This is a genomic window from Pseudomonas paralactis, from assembly GCF_001439735.1.
GTDB classification, from domain to species: Bacteria; Pseudomonadota; Gammaproteobacteria; order Pseudomonadales; family Pseudomonadaceae; genus Aquipseudomonas; species Aquipseudomonas paralactis.
In genome coordinates, this window is sequence record NZ_JYLN01000001.1 from 607,682 (window position 1) to 623,900 (window position 16,219).

Genomic DNA, 16,219 nt, shown 5'->3' on the forward strand with positions numbered 1-16,219 from the left:
GGTGTTGCAGGCGCCGTCAAAAGCGCCCCATAGACGTGATTACAGATTCTGCGTGACGAACGAGAGCATCTGGTCGGCGGTGGAAATCACCTTGGAGTTCATCTCGTAGGCGCGCTGGGTGGTGATCATGTTGACCATCTCCTCAACGGTGCTGACGTTGGAGGTTTCCAGGGTGCTTTGCAGGGTGGTGCCAAACCCGTTCAGGCCCGGGGTGCCGATTTGCGGCGCGCCGCTGGAGGCGGTTTCCAGGAACAGGTTGTTGCCCATCGCTTGCAGGCCGGCCGGGTTGATGAAATCGGCGGTTTGCAGGTTGCCGATCACTTGCGACGCCGGGTTGCCGGCCACAGTGATCGACACGGTGCCGTCGTTGCCGACGGTGAAGGTCTTGGCATCCGCCGGAACCACCACGGCAGGCTCCAGGGCGAAACCGTTGGCGGTGACGATCTGGCCGTTGGAGTCCAGGTGGAACGTACCGTCGCGGGTGTAGGAGGTAGTCCCATCCGGTTGCAGGATCTGGAAGAAACCACGGCCATTGATGGCCATGTCCAGCGGCTGCCCGGTTTGCTGCAGGTTACCGGCGCTGAAGTTTTTCTGGGTGCCGACGATCTGCACACCGGTACCCAATTGCAGACCCGACGGCAATTCGCTGTCCTGGGTGGATTGGGCGCCGGGCTGCTTCTTGATCTGATAGAGCAGGTCCTGGAACTCGGCGCGATCACGCTTGAAACCCGTGGTCGACACGTTCGCCAGGTTGTTGGAAATGGTGGTCAGGTTGGTGTCCTGGGCGGACAGGCCTGTCTTGGCAACCCATAGAGCCGGAAGCATGCTGTTCTCCTTCGTGCGCCGGGTGGTTGGCGCTACGTTGCAAATTAGTTAATGGGCTTGAATCAGCTCATCTGCATGACGCGCGTCATGGCCTGGTCGTCTTCTTTGGCGCTGTTCATCATCTTGATGTGCAGCTCGAACTGCTTGGAAAGCGCCAACACCGCAGTCATTTCTTCCACCGCATTGACGTTGCTCGCCTGCAGGAAACCCGAGGTCAGCTTGACGTTCGCGTCGGCCTGGGCCGGCTGGCCATCCTTGGTGTGGATGGTGCCGTCCAGGCCCTTGGTCATGTTCTTGAGGTCAGGCTGGACCATCTTGATGCGGTCCACTTCCGCCATCACCCGCGGGCCTTCGCCCATGGCGCGGATGCTGATGGTGCCGTCGGCACCCACTTCGATTTTCTGCTGGGGCGGCACGGCAATCGGGCCACCGTTGCCCATGATCGGCATACCGTTGCCGGCACGCAGCACACCCAGCGCATCCACGTTCATGCTGGCGCTGCGCACGTAGGCTTCGCCGCCATCCGGGGTTTGCACGGCCATCCAGCCGTCGCCGCTGACGGCTACGTCCAGGTCGCGGCCGGTCTCGATCATTGCGCCCGGGGAAAAGTCGGTAGCCGGACGTTCGGTCAAGGCAAACGCCCGCGCCGGAAAGCTGTCACCGAACACCGGCATCGAACGCGCCTGCTCCAGGTCACGTTGGAAACCGTTGGTGGAAATGTTCGCCAGGTTGTTGGCATGGGCCTTCTGCGCCAGTGCATTCTGGCTGGCGCCGGTCATTGCCACATAAAGGTACTTGTCCACGCTCTTTCCTCTTTCTGACGGACGCTTGCCGCCCACCGCTGTACTGAGGTGGCTTAAGCAATTTGCGAACCAACTTTTAAAAAGAGGAGAAAGTCCAGGCGGGGCGGGGGTTAGCGGCGAGGTCAGATGATTTGAGGCAGGAGAGCGAGTCGAAAAAACGGCGGACTACTGCCGCCTGCGGCAAACCCCGGCCTGAAAAACGACAGAGCTCAAATGTGGGCTTGCTCGCGAATGCGGTGGCTCAGTCACTGATATGTTGAATGACCTACCGCATTCGCGGGCAAGCCCGCTCCCACAGGGGATTGATGCCGGGCGCTGATTGCGTGGGCAATACCCAACCCATGTGGGAGCTGGCTTGCCTGCGATAGCGGTGGAACAGGCACTGACATGTCAACTGACAGTGGGCTGTAGCAGCAGACGGTACCCACGATGCGAAGCGAGCCGCTCTTGATCTTGATCTGCTTTTGATCTTAGGCGCCCCGTTAAACCACGCTGGCCGGAATTCGACAGGGATTTGGGGGGGTAAACCGGCAGGGATGCCGGTTTAGCCGCCCCGCGCCATGGATGGCGCGTGGCGGCGGCCCCCCAAATCACTGGCGGATTACGGGCACACCGAGCCTAGGCGAGGTGCCGAGTGGTGGGGCAAGAGCGTTTTGCTTACTTTTGCGCTGTTCAAAAGTGAGCCGCCGTCAGGGCGGAACCCTAAGTGGCCGTTACCTAAATATCGGATATGTACCCGATCCAACTGTGTTGACTGTTAGGCCGTCTTCGCAGGCAAGCCAGCTCCCACATTTGGATCGCGGTGCGTCAGTTAGATCAGCGCCGGCCGTCACAGGAGCAAGCTCCCACCGTTTTAACTGCGATCAGCCTTGAGCACTTCGTAATCACGCAGTTTGTTGGCAATGGTGGTGTGCGACACCCCCAGGCGCTTGCCCAACTGGCGACTGCTCGGGTGTTCGGCATACAGGCTTTCCAACACCGCCTTCTCAAAGCGCCCGACGATGACTTCCAGGCTCCCCTCCAGAGAAAAATCGCCAAGGGGCTGGCGCACGCCGTAGTCCGGCAGGCGAATATGCTCAACCTTCACCGTGCCACCCTCACACAGCGACACCGCCTGGAACAGCACGTTTTCCAACTGCCGCACGTTACCCGGCCAGTGGTAGTGGCTGAGTTTGTCCATGGCCGCAGGGGCCAGCTTGGGCAGTGGGCAACCGATCTGTCGACTGGCCTGATCCAGGAAGTGCTCAACCAGCGGCGCCAACCCATCCAGGCATTCGCGCAACGGCGGGATATGCAACGACAACACGTTCAAGCGGTGATAAAGGTCCTGGCGAAATTCGCCGCGGGCGCAGAGTTCCGACAAATCTACCTGGGTCGCGCAGATCACCCGCACATCCAGGTACACCTCTTCATCACTGCCCACCCGGCGAAAACAACCATCCTGCAAAAAGCGCAGCAGCTTGACCTGCAAGCGCGCGCTCATTTCTCCCACGCCGTCGAGAAACAAGGTACCGCCCGCCGTCAGCTCAAGCAGGCCCAATTTACCTTCCGCCCGCGCCCCTTCAAATGCGCCGGGGCCGTAGCCAAACAGTTCAGTCTCGGCCATCGACTCGGGCAACCCCGCACAATTGAGCGCCATCAACGGCGACTGCCCCCGCGGGCTGGCCAGGTGACAGGCACGGGCCAGCAGTTCCTTGCCGGTACCTGTTTCGCCTTCTATTAATAGCGGTGCATCCAAGGGTGCCATGCGCCGCGCTTCGCGGACCACCGCAGCCATGACCTTGGAGCTTTGAAAGATGCTGTCGAAACCGCGCAGCTCTTGCTTGCGCACATTGTAGATACGCTCACCGACACGGTCAGCGCGATGCAAGGTCAATACAGCACCGGCCATGGCCTCGCTGTCATCATGCTCACTGGATTGCAGTGGAGCGATATCCGCCAAAAACACGTCGCCCTTGACCTTGACCCGCAAACCGTTGATCCGCGATTTGCTGGCACGCACCAGTTCCGGCAAATCGAAGTCCTCGGCGTAGCGCGACAGCGGAATCCCCGGCACCTCGTCCACTCGCACACCGAGCAACTGCGCCGCCGCACGGTTGGCGGCAACGATGGAACCCCCCATGTCGATGGACAACACGGGGAACTCCAGGGCACCCAGCAGCGCGTTGAGCTCCATGTGCCGTCGCTCACTGGGCATCAACCCGACCCGTTTGACGCCAAACACCCCGGCAATCGCCTCGAACTGCGGGCGCAACGCCTGAAACTGCATGTTCACCAGGTTGGGGCAAAACAGGTAGATGGCATTGCCATGCTCGCCGCCGACCTCGCCCTTGGCGACGTTGACGCCGTATTCCACCAACAGGTTGAGGATGTCCCGCAGGATGCCGATGCGGTTCTGGCAGTGCACTTTGATACGCATGGAAAGACTCGAAGAGTGAGTAGGCGCCGCGTCTTTTTGTCGCTGGGCGAAGATAGTCGTCAAGATTATGTGACAGGACTCGGGATTTTCCCAGCCCACCACCGTGGAAGAACGCCCATTCGTAACGAATACTTTACAATTATTGGTAATTTTTCCTACACAACGACATTGAGGGAACTGGATTCTCGCGCGCATCGGGTTATCAATAGAGACATCGCAGGACATAACAAGAACGAATGCCTAGCAGGAGAGCCGTATGAAGCAGACGCACTACGTGGCCCGCGAGCCCGATGCGCAAGGTTTTATCCACTACCCGCCTGAAGAACATGCGGTGTGGAACACGCTGATCACTCGCCAACTCAAAGTGATCGAAGGCCGCGCCTGCCAGGAATACCTGGACGGCATCGACAAGCTCGGCCTGCCGCTGGACCGCATCCCGCAGTTGGGCGAGATCAACAAGGTGCTGGCCGACACCACCGGCTGGCAAGTCGCCCGAGTACCGGCGCTGATTCCCTTCCAGACCTTTTTTGAACTGCTCGCCAGCAAGCAATTCCCGGTGGCGACCTTTATTCGTACCCGTGAAGAACTGGACTACCTGCAAGAGCCGGATATTTTCCACGAGATCTTCGGTCACTGCCCGCTGCTGACCAACCCCTGGTTTGCCGAATTCACCCACACCTACGGCAAGCTCGGTCTGGCGGCTACCAAGGAGCAAAGGGTGTACCTGGCGCGCCTGTACTGGATGACCATCGAGTTCGGCCTGGTGGACACTCCCGAAGGGCGGCGCATCTACGGTGGCGGCATTCTGTCGTCGCCTAAAGAAAGCGTGTATTGCCTGTCGGACGAGCCCGAGCACCAGGCCTTCGATCCGCTGGAAGCGATGCGCACCCCTTATCGCATCGATATTCTGCAGCCGCTGTACTTCGTCTTGCCCGAGCTCAAGCGCCTGTTCGACGTGGCGCAGGAAGACATCATGGGCATGGTCGAGCGCGGTATGCAGCTGGGTCTGCACGCACCGCTCTTCACCCCAAAGGCAGTCCCGCCCAAACCCAACGCCGCGTGAACCTTTCGTTTTAAGGCCAGGTGAGTCTGTTCCCTGGCCCCGCGTTGCTTTAGGGTAATGCCACTGACCTTCAATCATTCGAATTCAGGACACCTTCCATGACCACCTTGAACCAAGCCCACTGCGAAGCCTGCCGCGCCGATGCCCCGCAAGTCAGCGATGAAGAACTGCCGGTGCTGATCAAGCAGATCCCTGACTGGAACATTGAAGTGCGCGACGGCGTGATGCAGCTGGAAAAGGTTTTCCTGTTCAAGAACTTCAAATTCGCCCTGGCCTTCACCAACGCCATGGGTGAAATCTCCGAAGCCGAAGGCCATCACCCTGGCCTGCTCACTGAATGGGGCAAAGTCACCGTGACCTGGTGGAGCCACTCCATCAAGGGCCTGCACCGCAACGACTTCATTATGGCCGCGCGTACCGACGAAGTGGCCAAGAGCGCCGAGGGCCGCAAGTAATGCATTTCGATGCGATTGACCGCGTACCCGGCGACCCGATCCTCGGGCTGATGGACCTGTACGCCCAGGATACCAACCCGAACAAGTTCGATCTGGGCGTGGGCGTCTACAAGGACGACCAGGGCCTGACGCCGATTCCCCACTCGGTGAAACTGGCGGAACAGCGCCTGGTCGACACCCAAGTGACCAAAACCTACATCGGCGGCCATGGCGACGCAGCCTTCGGTGCGCTGATCAGCGAGCTGGTGCTCGGCGCCGACTCTAGCTTGCTGCGCGATCGCCGTGCCGGCGCCACGCAAACTCCAGGCGGCACCGGCGCCTTGCGCTTGAGTGCCGACTTCATTGCCCAGAACCTGCCTGGTCGCGGCGTGTGGCTGAGCAACCCGACGTGGCCGATCCACGAAACCATCTTCGCCAAGGCCGGGCTCAAAGTCAGTCATTACCCTTACGTGGGCAGCGACAACCGGCTGGATGTAGCGGCGATGCTGGCGACTCTGTCCACGGTGCCCAAGGGTGACGTGGTGCTGTTGCACGCCTGCTGCCACAACCCGACCGGCTTCGACCTGTCCCAGGATGACTGGCGCCAAGTGTTGCAGATTGTGCGTGAACGCCAACTGCTGCCGTTGATCGACTTCGCCTACCAGGGCTTTGGCGATGGCCTGGAGCAGGACGCGTGGGCGGTGCGGCTGTTTGCCGCCGAGTTGCCGGAAGTGCTGGTCACCAGTTCCTGCTCGAAGAACTTCGGTCTGTACCGCGACCGGGTCGGCGCATTGATTGTGTGTGCGGCGGACGCGAATAAGCTCACCGATGTGCGCAGCCAACTGGCGAACATCGCCCGCAACCTGTGGTCGACACCGCCGGATCATGGCGCTGCCGTGGTGGCGACTATCCTCGGTGATGCACAGCTGAAAAAGTTCTGGAGCGAGGAAGTCGAAGCCATGCGCTCGCGGATCGCGCAGTTGCGCTCCGGGTTGGTGGAAGCCCTGGCGCCCCATGGCCTGGCCGAGAAGTTTGCCCATATTGGCGCGCAGCGCGGGATGTTTTCCTATACCGGTTTGAGTGCCGAGCAGGTCAAGCAACTGCGCGAGAAACACAGCGTGTATATGGTCAGTTCAGGCCGGGCCAACGTGGCCGGGGTTGATGCGACACGTTTGACGCTGCTGGCCCAAGCCATCGCCGACGTTTCCAACTGAAAACCCCGGGACCCAATGTGGGAGGGGGCAAGCCCCCTCCCACATTTTTAACCGAGTTGGTTTTTAGCCCGTGACCATTTCAGCCTTGAGCTGCGCCTCCCGGGCCTGCGCATCCGCCAACCGATACAACTCGATATGCCCATCCCAGTGCTCGATCAACGCCGTGCACGACTCCACCCAATCCCCGCAGTTGAGGTAATCCACCTCGCCCACCTTGCGAATCTCGGCATGGTGGATATGCCCGCAGACCACCCCATGCAGTTCGCGCCGGGTCACTTCGTGGGCAATGGCTTCTTCGAAATCGCTGATAAAGCTCACAGCGGTTTTAACCTTGTGCTTCAGGTACGCCGACAGCGACCAGTAGCCATAGCCATAGCGTGCACGCCAATGATTGAGCCAGCGGTTGAGGGTGAGGGTGAATTCGTAGGCCGAGTCGCCGAGGAACGCCAGCCAGCGGTGATAGCGTGTGATCACATCAAACTGGTCGCCATGGATCACCAGCAGGTGGCGGCCATCGGCGGTGACGTGCACGGCTTCATCCACCAACTGGATATTGCCCAGGATCAGCTTGGAGTAGCGCCGTAAAAATTCATCATGGTTGCCGGTGACGTAGATCACCTCAGTGCCGCGCTTGGCCATGGTCAGCAGTCGACGGATCACATTGGTATGGGCCTGTGGCCAATACATACCCCCGCGCATTTTCCAGCCGTCGATAATATCGCCCACCAGGTAGACCTTGTCGGCGTGGTAACCCTTGAGAAACCGCGACAAATGTTCGGCCTGGCAATCCCGAGTGCCCAAGTGCACGTCGGAAATCCACAGGGTTCGCACCCGTTGCTTGCGGCTGGGCTTGGTGAACTCGGCACGGGTCATGGGCATCCCTCGACGCTGTTTTGGCGAGCTTGCGCCTTGGCGATTAATAGCCCATGACAAGCGTGCGTCAGTCTGATGACAGCGCTCGTCGCTCGCCAAGCGTTGTAGACTGACAGCTTGCCGCCCTGGAGACCGCGATGAGCCCGACCCTCACGCTACGCCACTATCTCGAAGCACCCATTGCCCACAGCCATGACCATGCGCAGTTGATGTTCGGCCTGTCCGGGCACCTGGACCTGGAAGTGGATGGCCGTGGCAGCCAGGTGCGCGAAAGCAGCGTGATGGTGCTGCCCTTCTCCACCCATCATGCCTGCATCAGCCGCGATGGCAGCCGCTGCCTGGTGCTGGATGTACCGACTGAGCACTGGGTGGTGCAATCCTTGGGCGAACATGCCGACGCCTGCCGCCGCTTGCTCGACCAACCCGCGCACCTGGCGCTGGATGCCCGGCAACACCAACTGGTGGAGTGGCTGGCACAAAGCCCGGTGCACGACCCGCTGATCGTCCAGCAAGGCGCTGTGTTGTTACTGGCCAGCCTCAACCACCCTCAGGCCCAACCGCTGCCTGGCCTGCGCCTGCCTTATGCTGCGTTCAATACCCATATCGAGCGCCATGCGGCGCGTCCGCTCCAGGTGGCCGACCTGGCACGGATTGCCGATTTGTCCGTGCCGCGCCTGCATGCCCGGTTTATGGCTGAATGCGGACAGACGCCGATGGACTATCTACGCAATCGTCGCTTGCACATGGCGCTCAGGCTGTTACGCGAAACCTCCCTGCCCATCGGCGAGATTGCCGAGCGCGTCGGCTACGCCTCGCAAAGTGCATTTTGCGCGGCCATGCTACGGTTTTTTGGCGCCTCGCCTGGGGCGTTGCGTCGAGCGGACTAGCAAGAGTCTTGCGCTAAAAATCACCCCACTCTCGACAGACGCCCACCCGCCAACCCTCTAGACTGCGAGGCTGTCACCCCCTGTTGGATCAAGGAACGCAATGACTCCCCGCTCAGCCCTTGGCGCCCTGCATATCGGCGCATTGATGTTTGGCCTCACTGGCGTATTCGGCAAGCTGGCGGCGGCCTCCCCCGCCATCATCGTATTTGGCCGGGCGGCGTTTGCCGTGCTGGCGCTGGCGGTGTTTGCGCGCTTTGCCAGCAATGCTCCGTGGAAGAGGCTGGAGATGCGCGACTGGCGCCGGCTGCTGGTCAGCGGTGTGTTGTTGGCCGCCCATTGGGTGACGTTCTTTATCGCCGTCAAAGTCGCCGGTGTGGCCGTGGCGACCCTGGGGTTCACCGCGTTTCCGGCCTTTACGGTGATCCTTGAGGGGCTGATCTTCCGCGAGCGCATTCGCGCCAATGAAGTACTGCTGGTGGTGCTGGTCACCGTTGGCCTGGTGCTGGTGACCCCGGACTTCAATCTCGCCAGCGAAGCCACAAGCGGGCTGCTGTGGGGCATTGCTTCGGGGCTGTTGTTCTCGTTGTTGTCGCTGAACAATCGCGCCAGTTCCGGGCGCATTCCGGCGGTACAGGCCGCCCTTTGCCAGAACGTCGTGGTCGCCGCGTGCCTGCTGCCGGTGGCCGCGCCGGGGCTGGCGGATGTGCGTGCAATCGACTGGCTGTGGATCGGGCTGCTGGGAGTGTTTTGTACTGGCCTGGCCCACAGCCTGTTCGTCGCCAGCCTCGCCGTGATCAAGGCGCGCACCGCCTCGGTGGTGTTTGCCATGGAACCGGTCTACGGCATTACCTTGGCCTGGCTGTTGTTTGCCGAAACCCCAACCTTGCGCATGTTGCTGGGCGGCGCCTTGATCATCGTCGCCATCGTACTCTCCGGCCTGATGGGCAGCCCAGCCAGGCCAAGCAACCAGCAGTAGTCTGACCTTACGCGGTACGGTCGTTATGCCCCAGATCGCGCTGCGGATCGATCTGGTCGCGCACTCGCTGCTTAAGCACCTTGGCCTCGGGAAAACCACCATCCGCCTTACGCTCCCAGATCTGCACACCATCACAGGTGATGCGAAAGGCGCCACCGGTGGACGGTTCCAGCGCCACGCGCCCCAGGTCATCGGCAAACGTACTGAGTAACTCCTGGGCCAGCCACGCGGCGCGCAGCAACCACTGGCATTGGGTGCAATAGGTGATAACGATCTCGGGTTTGCTTGCGGACATGATTTGAGAGGTTCCTGACGTTACGGGCTCGGCGGATCGAGTGGCTATAATAGCGGCCTTTATCGCCCAGCCTTGAGATTGATGATGCGCCGCCTGCTGTCTTGCCTGTTCCTGTGCTTAGTCCCCCTGCTTGCCGACGCCCTGGAAGCGCCCCGCCCCAAGATCGGCCTGGTGTTGTCCGGCGGTGCCGCCCGTGGCCTGGCGCATATCGGCGTGCTCAAGGCGCTTGAGGAACAGGGTATCCATATCGATGCGATTGCCGGCACCAGCATGGGTGCGGTGATTGGCGGGCTGTACGCATCGGGCTACAAGATCGACGAGCTGGAGAAGCTGGCGCTGGGCATTGATTGGCAACAGGCGCTTTCGGACGCACCGCCGCGGGAGGACGTACCGTTCCGGCGCAAACAGGATGACCGGGATTTTTTGGTCAAGCAGAAACTCAGTTTTCGCGACGACGGCAGCCTGGGCCTGCCACTGGGCGTGATCCAGGGCCAGAACCTGGCGCTGTTGCTGGAAAGCATGTTTGCCCACAGCAGCAACACCCGTAACTTCGACAAGCTGCCGATCCCCTTCCGCGCCGTGGCCACCGACATCACCACCGGCGAAAAAGTCGTGTTCAGCAAGGGCCACCTGCCCCAGGTGATACGCGCCAGCATGTCGATCCCCGCCGTGTTCGCCCCGGTGGAGCTGGACGGTCGCCTGCTGGTTGACGGCGGCATGACTGACAACATCCCGTTGGACGTGGCACGGGAGATGGGCGTCGATATTGCCATCGTGGTCGACATCGGCACCCCGCTGCGCTCGCGCAAGCAATTGGCAACTGTGGTGGACGTGCTCAACCAGTCCATCACCCTGATGACCCGGCGCAATTCCGAGGAGCAACTCAAGGCCCTGAACCCCAAGGATGTGCTGATCCAGCCGCCTCTGGCCGCCTATGGCGTGACCGACTTCGGCCGCGCCAAAGACATGATCGACGCCGGTTACCGCGCCACCCGTGCCCTCGACGTGCGCCTGGCGAACCTGCGCCCTGTCGAGCCTATTGACGCGCAACTGGTGGCTGCACGCACCCCGGGCGAGCGCACCCCGGTAATCACCGCCATCAAGGTGGAGAACGACTCCAAAGTCAGCGACGACGTGATCCGCTATTACATTCGCCAGGGGTTGGCCGAACCGCTGAACCTGGGGCGTCTGCAGTCGGACATGGGCACCCTGTACGGCCTGGATTACTTCGAGCAGGTGCAATACCGCGTGGTCAAAAAGGGCCAGGACAATACCCTGGTGATCAGCGCACGGGGCAAGCGCAGCGGCACCGACTACCTGCGCCTGGGCTTGAACCTGTCGGATGACATGCGCGGCGACAGCGCCTTCAACCTTGGTGCCAGCTATCGCGTGAACGGCATCAACCGCCTCGGCGCGGAGTGGCTGACGCGGGTGCAGATCGGTGATCGACAGGAGCTGTACAGCGAGTTCTACCAGCCGATGGACACCGGCTCTCGCTACTTCGTCGCGCCTTATATCAGAGCCGAGGCGCAGAACGTCGAGCTGATCCTGGACAACGATCCCATCTCAGAATATCGCCTGGAGCGCTATGGCTTCGGCTTGAACGTTGGACGCCAGATCGGCAACAGCGGCGAAATCCGCTTCGGCGTAGGTGAGGCGTGGGGCAAGGCGGATGTGCGTATCGGCGAGCGCGACCAGCCGAGCGTGAGTTTCAGCGAAGGCTTCTATGAGCTTAAGTATTCCTTCGACTCCCTCGACAACGTCTACTTTCCGCACAGCGGTGAGGACATCGGCCTGGCCTTTCGCGAGTTCGAACCTGGCCTGGGTTCGGACCAGCGCTACCGTCAGTGGGAGTTCAAACTGGACAAGGCCATGAGCCATGGCCCGGACACCCTGATACTCGGCGGACGTTATGGACGCACGCTGGATAATTCGGATGTGGTGATTTCCAGCTTCCTGCTGGGCGGGGCGCGGCAATTGTCGGGCTTTCGTCAGGATGCAATTTCAGGCCAGAACATTAGCCTGATGCGTGCGGTGTACTTCCGCCGGCTGACCCCGCGCTCGTACCTGCCGCTGGACTTCCCGTTGTACCTGGGCGCCTCACTGGAACGGGGCCGGGCGTGGAACAACGACAATGAGTTCGACAGCGGCTATATCAACGCCGCGAGTATCTTCCTGGGGTTTGATACGCCACTGGGGCCACTGAATTTCAGCTATGGGTTCAATGACGATAATCAGAAGGCCGTGTACTTGAACCTGGGACAGACGTTCTAAGAAGCCGAACACTAAACCCAATGTGGCAGCTGGCTTGCCTGCGATAGCGGTGCGTCAGTCAGCTAATCACTTGACTGAATGTCCGTCATCGCAGGCAAGCCAGCTCCCACATTATTTAGATCAGGACTTTTCCAGGTTCGCCAGGATGTGCTCATGCACACGCATGCACACCCTCAGGTCTTCCTCATTCACGCCCACGAACAACTCATGGCGCAACGCCGTAGCGATGGTCTCAATCTGATCGATCAGCGGTTGAGCGGTATCACACAACAAGATGCGTTTGGCCCGGCGGTCTTCCACCACGGCTTGGCGTTGCACCAGGCCCTGGCCTTCCAGGCTGTCGAGCAGACGTGCCAGGGTCGGCCCTTCGACGCCGACACTTTGTGCCAGTTCTCGCTGGGTAGGTGCCTCGACAAAACGGGCCAGATGCAGCAATACCAGCCAGCGCGCCTGGGACAGGCCCAGGCCCGCCAAACGGCGATCCAGCTCGGCGCGCCAACCTCGGGACATTTGCGCCAACTGCATGCCAAAACGGTGTTGATCGGTTAACGGCATAAAAAACTCATGTTTAAGACTGAAAATAAAATGTGGCTAATTATTAGTCAGCTAAGCATGAGCCATGCCAGTAGGCAAGGCCCGGTATGTACTGATTCGTTACATTGTCGTAATTGCCACACTAAATTTCGAATTCCGACTGCAAAGCGGCACGCACGCAGTACAAAACACCCTCGGGAACACGCCCGGTGAACAACGGGGCGATCTCCACCACAGGTGGCAATTCGCCTTCTCCGTCAAGGAAGGCGTCCTGGATTTCGCCGAGTAAATCCTCAGGCAAATCAAGGGCCTGCTCCAGCGACAACTGTTGTTTGCCAACGGCTTCGGCAAGCAGCGTATACACGTTTTTTTCCGAGCATTGCAGCTGGCCGGCGATCTGGATCGGGGTCATGCCGGCGCGGGCCAGGCTGATCAGTTCGTGGCGTATATCGGCAATCTCTTTCGGCGCTTCTGCCTGGCCGCCGAGTACTTCGAGGAAGGCCTGGCCGTAGCGCTCCAGCTTGCGCGCACCCACGCCACTGACCCGAGCCATCTCGGCCATGGTGGTCGGTTGCTCGCGCAGCATTTCCAGCAAGGTGGAGTCGGGGAAGATAACGTAGGGCGGCACGCTGTGTTCCTGCGCCAGTTTGCGTCGCAGGGTGCGCAACGCCTCCCACTGCTCGCGCTCCTCGCCCCGTACGAGCTGGCTGGCCTGGCTGGTGCTGCTGCTCTTGGCGGTGGTCTGCGGCTTGAGGTCGCGGCGCAGTTCCAGGCTAACTTCACCCTTGAGCAATGGCCGGCAACTGTCGTTCAGGCGCAGCCCGCCATAGCCTTCGATATCAATGTCGACGAGGCCACGGGCAACCATCTGACGGAACAGCGAACGCCATTCGCCTTCGGCACGGGCCTTGCCGACACCGTAGACCGACAATTTCTCGTGGCCGAAGCTGCGCACTTTTTCGTTGTCCTTGCCGAGCAACACATCCACCAGATGACCCACGCCGTAGCGCTGGCCGGTGCGATAGATCGTCGACAATGCCTGACGAGCCGGCTCGGTCGCGTCCCAGGTTTGCACGCCATCCATGCAGTTATCGCAGTGGCCGCAAGGTTGCGGCATATCTTCGTCGAAATACGCCAGCAGCGTCTGACGGCGGCAGCGGGTTTCTTCGCACAACGAAAGCATGGCGTCGAGCTTGTGCTGCTCCAGACGCTTGTGGCGCTCGTCCCCTTCGGAGTTCTGCAGCATCTGCTTGAGCATCACCACGTCCTGCAGGCCGTAGACCATCCAGGCATCCGCCGGCAAGCCATCACGGCCGGCACGACCGGTTTCCTGGTAGTAAGCCTCAAGGGACTTGGGCAGATCCATGTGCGCCACGAAACGCACGTTGGATTTGTCGATACCCATGCCGAAGGCAATGGTCGCCACCATGATCAGGCCTTCCTCGTTCAGGAAGCGTTTCTGGTGCGCAGAGCGCGTTTCATTGGGCAGGCCGGCGTGGTAAGGCAGCGCCGGGTAGCCTTGCTCGCACAGGAACGCGGCGACTTCATCGACCTTCTTGCGTGACAGGCAGTAGACAATACCCGCATCGCTGCGCCGCTCGGAGAGGAACGCGAGCAACTGCTTGCGTGGCTGCTCCTTGGGCACGATGCGGTAGAAGATATTCGGCCGGTCAAAGCTGGACAGGAAACGCTCGGCGTTCTGCAAGTGCAGGCGCTCGACGATCTCTTCACGGGTACGCTTGTCGGCCGTGGCGGTCAGGGCGATGCGCGGCACGTCGGGAAACAGCTGCGCCAATTGACCCAGCTGCAAATATTCGCGACGGAAATCGTGGCCCCATTGCGATACGCAGTGGGCTTCGTCGATGGCAAACAGGGCAATTTCCAGGCTCTGCAAGAAGGCCAACATGCGCGGCTGTACCAGACGCTCCGGCGCCAGGTACAACATCTTCACTTCACCGCGCTTGATTCGCGCGGCCAGGTCGCGTTGCTGCTCGGCGCTGAGGGTGGAGTTCAGGGACGCGGCGGCGACGCCCAGCTCTTCGAGGGTGGCAACCTGATCGTCCATCAACGCGATCAACGGGGACACCACCACCGCCAGGCCGTTGCGCAACAACGCAGGTACCTGGAAGCACAACGACTTGCCGCCACCGGTAGGCATCAGTACCAGGGCATCGCCGCCCTTGGCCACGCGCTCAATGATCGCACCCTGGCGGCCACGAAAACTGTCGTAGCCGAAGATGTCCTTGAGGACGCGTTGAGCCTGATCGAGCATGTAAAACTCCAAAATGGTGCCGAAATCCCTCTGTACAGGCTGGCCGAAAAAACGCGCTTTCACGGAAAATAATCCGTAAGCGAAGTTTTCCCGGATTGGCGCTGGGCCTGCAGGGGCATCACAAAACGCGGCAGTATACCCGAGCGTCACAGGCCAAAGGGCGCGACTGACGAATAGACGCTCGCTCTAAAACCGGGCAAATATGCCGTGCGGCTGGCCTGGGCGCTCAAGAAAGCCTAGAATTCAGCATCGTTTATTCCCAAGGTAGCCCTTCAATGTCCTTCGCTGAGCAACTAACCCGCCTGCAAGCCTTCCTCGACGCCGATGAGCTGCATGACGAGGCGCTGGACTACGTGGCCGCCCACGGCTACCTGACCGCCCTGTCGATCTGCTCCGATCCCGTCCCGGACCGTGAATGGATCGACGCACTGTTCGCTGAAGAGCCTCATTACAGCGACGCCGCCCAGCGCGAAGAGATCGAGTCCACCCTGATCGCCCTTAAGGCCCACATCGCACGCCAACTGGCTGCCGACGAAGAGTTCGAGCTGCCATGCGACCTCGACCTGGGCGATGACCCGGATGACTCCGACCTGCGCGGCTGGTGCATTGGCTTCATGGAAGGCGTGTTCCTGCGTGAAGCTGCCTGGTTCGAAACCGCTGAAGAAGAAGTCAGCGAAATGCTCCTGCCGATCATGGTCGGTTCGGGCTTGTTCGAAGAAGAAGCAGAGTTTTCCGACATCGCCGCCGATGCCAACTTGATGGACGACATGATCGTGCAGATCCCGGAAGCCCTGACCGCGCTGTACCTGCTGTGCAACGCGCCTGACGAAAAACCGGCGATCCTCAAGCCACGTCACCACTGAGTCGCTTGCCCGTGGCACCCATGGGCAACCGTTCACTGCTCCTGCGCTACGTACTGCTGGCCATCGGCTGGCTGAGCGTAGCGCTGGGAGTGATCGGCATTTTCCTGCCGGTACTGCCGACCACGCCCTTTCTGCTGCTGGCCGCCGCCTGCTTCGCTCGAAGCTCCCCGCGTTTCTACCACTGGCTGGTGGACCACCCACGGCTGGGCCCATGGATTCGTGATTACCTGGCGGGCAACGGCATTCCCCTCAAGGGCAAGGTCTACGCCATCGGCCTGATGTGGCTGAGCATTGCGCTGTCCTGTTACCTGGTGCCGTTGCCGTGGGCTCGCGGGTTCATGCTGACCAGCGCGGTGCTGGTGACGATCTACATCCTGCGTCAGAAAACCCTGCCCCCGCGCTGAACGCACCTGCGACATTAGATCCCACACGACCTTGGTCGACACTGACTAACAACAGGCATCATGCGAGACTGTCCAACCGGGCC

Annotated in this window: 15 protein-coding genes; 8 read left to right on the forward strand and 7 right to left on the reverse strand. The window is 60.8% G+C overall.

Translation table 11 applies throughout. From position 1 onward, the window contains the following. Positions 1-39: 39 nt before the first annotated feature. The 3 genes from flgG to TX23_RS02855 all read right to left on the reverse strand — a co-directional run bounded on the left by flgG (position 40) and on the right by TX23_RS02855 (position 4,047). On the reverse strand, positions 40-825 hold the full coding sequence (gene flgG / locus TX23_RS02845; RefSeq protein ID WP_005790105.1) for a flagellar basal-body rod protein FlgG: 786 nt from the start codon (positions 823-825) through the stop codon (positions 40-42). Positions 826-887: 62 nt separating this feature from the next. Further along, positions 888-1,628, reverse strand: a complete 741-nt coding sequence (locus TX23_RS02850; RefSeq protein WP_057700923.1) for a flagellar basal body rod protein FlgF — start codon at positions 1,626-1,628, stop codon at positions 888-890. An 853-nt stretch (positions 1,629-2,481) separates the two neighbouring features. Continuing rightward, entirely contained in the window at positions 2,482-4,047 is a 1,566-nt protein-coding gene (locus TX23_RS02855; RefSeq protein ID WP_057700924.1) for a sigma-54-dependent transcriptional regulator, read from the reverse strand. 256 nt (positions 4,048-4,303) lie between these two features. On the opposite strand from TX23_RS02855, the gene phhA reads away from it, so the two are divergent. The 3 genes from phhA to TX23_RS02870 all read left to right on the forward strand — a co-directional run bounded on the left by phhA (position 4,304) and on the right by TX23_RS02870 (position 6,758). Further along, positions 4,304-5,110: a phenylalanine 4-monooxygenase gene (gene phhA / locus TX23_RS02860; RefSeq protein ID WP_057700925.1), complete on the forward strand. Its 807-nt coding sequence runs from the start codon at positions 4,304-4,306 to the stop codon at positions 5,108-5,110. Between the two features lie 98 nt (positions 5,111-5,208). After that, positions 5,209-5,565: a 4a-hydroxytetrahydrobiopterin dehydratase gene (locus TX23_RS02865; protein WP_057700926.1), complete on the forward strand. Its 357-nt coding sequence runs from the start codon at positions 5,209-5,211 to the stop codon at positions 5,563-5,565. Then, a complete protein-coding gene (locus TX23_RS02870; RefSeq protein ID WP_057700927.1) occupies positions 5,565-6,758 on the forward strand; it encodes an amino acid aminotransferase in 1,194 nt (397 codons plus the stop codon). The genes TX23_RS02865 and TX23_RS02870 overlap by 1 nt, the downstream gene beginning before the upstream one ends. 63 nt (positions 6,759-6,821) lie before the next feature. Here TX23_RS02870 and TX23_RS02875 read toward each other — a convergent pair whose 3' ends face one another. Continuing rightward, the gene (locus tag TX23_RS02875) at positions 6,822-7,631 is read right to left on the reverse strand and encodes a UDP-2,3-diacylglucosamine diphosphatase (RefSeq protein WP_057700928.1); all 810 of its coding nucleotides are present in this window, start codon (positions 7,629-7,631) and stop codon (positions 6,822-6,824) included. A gap of 137 nt (positions 7,632-7,768) precedes the next feature. Here TX23_RS02875 and TX23_RS02880 point away from each other — a divergent pair, with 137 nt between their 5' ends. Both TX23_RS02880 and TX23_RS02885 read left to right on the forward strand, forming a co-directional pair. Next, positions 7,769-8,518 (forward strand): helix-turn-helix transcriptional regulator, encoded by a 750-nt coding sequence (locus TX23_RS02880; RefSeq protein ID WP_057700929.1) that lies wholly within the window; start codon positions 7,769-7,771, stop codon positions 8,516-8,518. Between the two features lie 100 nt (positions 8,519-8,618). Continuing rightward, on the forward strand, positions 8,619-9,494 hold the full coding sequence (locus TX23_RS02885) for a DMT family transporter (RefSeq protein WP_057700930.1): 876 nt from the start codon (positions 8,619-8,621) through the stop codon (positions 9,492-9,494). A gap of 7 nt (positions 9,495-9,501) precedes the next feature. Here the strand turns inward: TX23_RS02885 and TX23_RS02890 are convergent, their stop codons facing one another. Beyond that, positions 9,502-9,789 carry a SelT/SelW/SelH family protein gene (locus tag TX23_RS02890; protein ID WP_057700931.1) on the reverse strand — a complete coding sequence of 96 codons (288 nt, stop codon included), beginning with the start codon at positions 9,787-9,789 and terminating at the stop codon, positions 9,502-9,504. A gap of 84 nt (positions 9,790-9,873) precedes the next feature. Here TX23_RS02890 and TX23_RS02895 point away from each other — a divergent pair, with 84 nt between their 5' ends. After that, positions 9,874-12,063, forward strand: a complete 2,190-nt coding sequence (locus TX23_RS02895; RefSeq protein WP_057700932.1) for a patatin-like phospholipase family protein — start codon at positions 9,874-9,876, stop codon at positions 12,061-12,063. A gap of 120 nt (positions 12,064-12,183) precedes the next feature. Here TX23_RS02895 and TX23_RS02900 read toward each other — a convergent pair whose 3' ends face one another. Both TX23_RS02900 and recQ read right to left on the reverse strand, forming a co-directional pair. After that, a complete protein-coding gene (locus tag TX23_RS02900; RefSeq protein WP_003193007.1) occupies positions 12,184-12,618 on the reverse strand; it encodes a MarR family transcriptional regulator in 435 nt (144 codons plus the stop codon). Positions 12,619-12,739: 121 nt separating this feature from the next. After that, the gene (gene recQ / locus TX23_RS02905; RefSeq protein ID WP_057701137.1) at positions 12,740-14,869 is read right to left on the reverse strand and encodes a DNA helicase RecQ; all 2,130 of its coding nucleotides are present in this window, start codon (positions 14,867-14,869) and stop codon (positions 12,740-12,742) included. A gap of 275 nt (positions 14,870-15,144) precedes the next feature. On the opposite strand from recQ, the gene TX23_RS02910 reads away from it, so the two are divergent. Together TX23_RS02910 and TX23_RS02915 are read left to right on the forward strand one after the other, a co-directional pair. Beyond that, positions 15,145-15,732 (forward strand): UPF0149 family protein, encoded by a 588-nt coding sequence (locus tag TX23_RS02910; protein ID WP_057700933.1) that lies wholly within the window; start codon positions 15,145-15,147, stop codon positions 15,730-15,732. 20 nt (positions 15,733-15,752) lie between these two features. Then, entirely contained in the window at positions 15,753-16,136 is a 384-nt protein-coding gene (locus TX23_RS02915; protein WP_057700934.1) for a YbaN family protein, read from the forward strand. The last annotated feature ends 83 nt before the right edge of the window (positions 16,137-16,219 follow it).